Genomic DNA, 4,391 nt, shown 5'->3' on the forward strand with positions numbered 1-4,391 from the left:
AGATGTGTATAAGAGACAGGTTTGGGTTTCACCGGCGTGATCGCGCCAGAAGGGTTCGGTGACAGCTGTGGCTGCAACTGACACGTGGCTCGTCATCGGGCTCGGCAATCCCGGGCCCGAATACGCCGGCAATCGCCACAACGTGGGGCAGATGGTTCTGGATGATCTGGCCGGGCGCCTCTCGGCCCCCTTCAGGTCGCACAAGGCCAACGCTCGCGTGGCCGAGGGTCGGAGCACTCCGGGCGGCCCCCGTTTCATTCTGGCGAAGCCGAACAGTTTCATGAACAACTCCGGTGGCCCCGCCGCCGGGCTGCTCTCGTACTACTCGCTCGAGCCGTCGCAGCTCATCGTCGTGCACGACGAACTCGACATCCCATTCGACACCCTGCGTCTGAAGTTCGGCGGCGGGCACGGCGGGCACAACGGCATTCGCGACATCATCGCGGCGGCCGGCACCGGCGACTTCGCCCGGGTGCGGGTGGGTATCGGCCGGCCTCCCGGCCGCCAGAACGCGGCCGACTTCGTGCTGCGCGACTTCTCGTCGACCGAGCGGCAGAACCTGCCCATCCTGCTTGCAGACGCGGCCGACGCCGTGGTGAAGATTGCGGCCGACGGGCTCACGGCTGCGCAGCAGCAGTTTCACGCGCCACCGCCGGCGTGAGTCGCGCGGCCTGCGTCTGACCCCGTGCGGGTGTCGGTGGGGGCCCGTAGAATTGGTTCAGTGATACTTCAGGGTTTGATCGCAGCGCTCTTGCGCGCCTCCACGTTCGACAGCGCCGTGGCAGAGGCCGGCCGCGACGCCGACTTCTCGCTCACCGATGGGCTCCGAGCCCCGCTGCTGTCCGCGCTGCTTTCGCAGCGCGCGGCCGACTCTCTGCCGCAGGTGATGCTCGTTGTCACCGCGACCGGGCGCGACTCCGAGGGGCTCCGCGCGAGTCTCGGGTCGCTTGCTCCCGAAGCCGAGGTGCTCGAGTTTCCGGCGTGGGAGACACTGCCGCACGAACGTCTGAGCCCGAGCGCCGAGATCGTGGGCAAGCGCATCGCGGCGCTGCGGCGACTCGCTGCGTGGTCGGCCGAGACGGCCGCGGCCGATGCTGCGGGGGTACCGTCGGTGCGCGCGGCAATCGCCCCGGCAGGCGAAGTTCCCGTTCGGCCCCGGCCGCTCATCGTGGTGGCGTCGGTGCGTGCCGCGCTGCAGCCGTTGGCCGACAACCTCGCCGTGCAGGAGCCCGTGCGGCTCGTGAAGAGCGGGCGTGGGTACGACCTCGCCAAGCTCACCACCGATCTTGTCGAACTCGCGTACTCCCGGGTCGACATGGTGACCCGGCGCGGTGAGTTCGCGGTGCGGGGCGGCATTCTCGATGTGTTCCCGGCGGTGGCCGAGCATCCGGTGCGGGTCGATTTCTTCGGGGATGAGATCGAGGAGATCCGCGGCTTCTCTGTGGCCGACCAGCGATCGCTCGACGTGGCGTTCGACAGCGTCGAGCTGCCGCCGAGCCGCGAACTGCTGCTGAGCGAGCCCGTGCGGCAGCGGGCGCGGGAGATGCAGCACGAGTTTCCGAGTCTCGCGGGGCTGCTCGAGAAGATCTCGCAGGGCATTCCGGTCGAGGGCATGGAGAGCCTCGCCCCGGCGCTGCTCGACCGGCTCGTGACGGTGACGCACTACCTGCCGGCGGGTGCGGCCATCGCCGTCATCTCACCCGAGCGGGTGGCGAGCCGGGCGGTGAGTCTCACCGAGACGAACCGCGAGTTTCTGTCGGCCGCGTGGAACGCTGCGACGGCCGGGGCCGAGGCTCCGATCGACCTTGCGTCGGGCGAATTCATCACGCTGAACGACCTGCGGGCGGCCGCGGGGTCGAAGCGCCCGTGGTGGACTTTCAGCACGTTCGACAGCGGTACAGCATCCGTCGACGAACACCTGCAGGCCATCGTCGACACAGACGCGCACTACGTGCGAATCGCGGCCGACGCAGTGCCGAGCTTTCAGGGCAACGTCGACGGCGCCCTCGAACACGTCGCCGCGCGCCTGCGCGATGGCTGGACGGTGGCTGTCGTGGCCGCCGGCAGCGGCCTGGTCGAGCGGGCTGCCGATGTGCTGGGCGAGCACGAACTCGCCGCCCGGGTCGTCGACGAGTTTCCCGCCGACCCCGAACCCGGCATCGCATACCTCGTGAAGGCCACTGTCGAGAGCGGTTTCGAGCTGCCGCAGACGAAGCTCGCGCTCATCAGCGAGTCGGAGTTCTACGGCCGCACCGCCGGGTACGACTCGCGCCAGGTCAAGAGGCTGGCGACGCGCCGCAAGAACGTCGTCGATCCTTTGCAGCTGAAAGCCGGCGACGTGGTGGTGCATCAGACGCACGGCATCGGTCGGTTCATCGAACTCACGCAGCGCGAGGTGTCAAGCGGCGGCCGCAACCCCGTGAAGACCACACGCGAATACCTGCTGATCGAATACGCGCCGTCGAAGCGCGGTTACCCGGGCGACAAACTTTACGTTCCCACCGACCAGCTCGACCTGCTGACGCGTTACGTCGGGGGAGAGGCACCGCCGCTGTCGAAGATGGGCGGCAGCGACTGGTCGGCTGCGAAGTCGAAGGCCCGCAAGGCCGTACGCGACATCGCCGTCGAACTCGTGAAGCTGTACAGCGCCCGCATGGCGTCGCGCGGCTACGCCTTCGGGCCCGACACGCCGTGGCAGCGTGAGCTCGAAGAGGCCTTCCCCTTCGCCGAGACGCCCGACCAGCTCACCACCATCGACGAGGTCAAGGCCGACATGGAGCGGCCCATCCCGATGGATCGACTGCTCGCCGGCGACGTGGGCTTCGGCAAGACCGAGGTCGCCGTGCGTGCCGCGTTCAAGGCGATCCAGGAGGGCAAGCAGGTTGCCATGCTGGTGCCCACCACGCTGCTCGTTCGCCAGCACCTCGAGACCTTCTCCGAACGATTCGCTGGGTTTCCCGTGCACACCCGCGCGCTTTCGCGGTTTCAGAGCGACAAGGAGGCCCGCGAGACCATCAAGGGCCTCGCAGATGGCACCATCGACATGGTCATCGGAACCCATCGCATCCTCACCGAGTCGATGGTCTTCAAAGACCTCGGCCTGGTCATCATCGACGAAGAGCAGCGGTTCGGCGTCGAACACAAAGACAGACTGAAGAAGCTGAAGACCAACGTCGACATTCTGTCGATGAGCGCCACGCCCATCCCTCGCACGCTCGAAATGGCGGTCACGGGCATCCGTGAGATGTCGACCCTGGCCACGCCGCCCGAAGATCGGCACCCGATTCTCACGTACGTGGGGCCCAACAGCGACAAGCAGATTGCGGCGGCCATCCACCGCGAAATGCTGCGCGAGGGGCAAGTGTTCTTCGTGCACAACCGGGTGCAGTCGATCAGCCGAGTTGCGGCGCACATCGCCGAGCTGGTTCCGGATGCCCGCATCGCTGTTGCCCACGGCCAACTGCCCGAGCATGTACTCGAGCAGGTCATCGTCGACTTCTGGGAGCGCAAATTCGACGTTCTGGTCTCGACCACGATCATCGAGACCGGGCTCGACATCCCGAACGCCAACACCCTGATCATCGACCGTGCCGACAAGTACGGGCTCTCGCAGCTGCACCAGTTGCGCGGGCGGGTCGGGCGCGGGCGCGAACGCGCGTACGCCTACTTCCTGTACGACGAGAACAAGCCGCTCTCCGAGACCGCGCACGACCGGCTGTCGACCATCGCGGCGAACAACGAGCTCGGGTCGGGAATGCAGGTCGCGCTGAAAGACCTCGAGATTCGCGGGGCCGGCAACCTGCTCGGCGGCGAACAGTCGGGGCACATCGCCGGGGTCGGGTTCGACCTGTACCTGCGCATGATCGGCGAAGCGGTGTCGACCTTCCGCGGCGACGTGGCCGAGGGCCAGACCGAGCTGCGGCTCGAGCTGCCCGTCGATGCGCGCATCCCCGAAGAGTACGTCGACAGCGAGCGGCTTCGCCTCGAGGCTTACCAGAAGCTGTCGACCGCGTCGTCGCCCGCCTCTGCCGACGGCCAGATCGACCAGGTACTCGAAGAACTCACCGACCGCTACGGCGAGCCGCCCGAGCAGGTGACCAACCTCATCACGGTGTCGAAGCTGCGCCGGCTCGCTCAGCGCACCGGGCTCAGCGAGGTCGTCGCGATGGGGTCGAACCTGCGCGTGGCGCCCGCGAACCTGCCCGACTCCATCCAGGTGCGGTTGAAGCGTATGTACCCCGCGGCCAAGTATTTCGCAGCGGCCTCGGCGCTCAGCGTTCCGATGCCCGTCGTGAACGGCGAGCCGCTTCCGGATGCCCAGCTCATCACCTGGGTCGAGAACCTGCTCGCTGCCCTCTTCCCGGCCCCCGCCCTCGCGCCCGCCTCCGCCC

General features: G+C 67.7%; 2 protein-coding genes. Both read left to right on the top strand.

The genetic code is table 11. The features are described from left to right. Nucleotides 1-67 precede the first annotated feature (67 nt). Nucleotides 68-661 carry an aminoacyl-tRNA hydrolase gene (gene pth / locus QN358_RS18655; RefSeq protein ID WP_323513253.1) on the top strand — a complete coding sequence of 198 codons (594 nt, stop codon included), beginning with the start codon at nucleotides 68-70 and terminating at the stop codon, nucleotides 659-661. 60 nt (nucleotides 662-721) lie between these two features. Then, nucleotides 722-4,391, top strand: a 3,670-nt coding sequence (mfd, locus tag QN358_RS18660) for a transcription-repair coupling factor (RefSeq protein ID WP_323513254.1), incomplete at its 3' end; no start/stop codon positions are given.

The sequence above is a fragment of the Subtercola sp. RTI3 genome (assembly GCF_035018625.1).
Taxonomy (GTDB): Bacteria; Actinomycetota; Actinomycetes; order Actinomycetales; family Microbacteriaceae; genus Subtercola; species Subtercola vilae.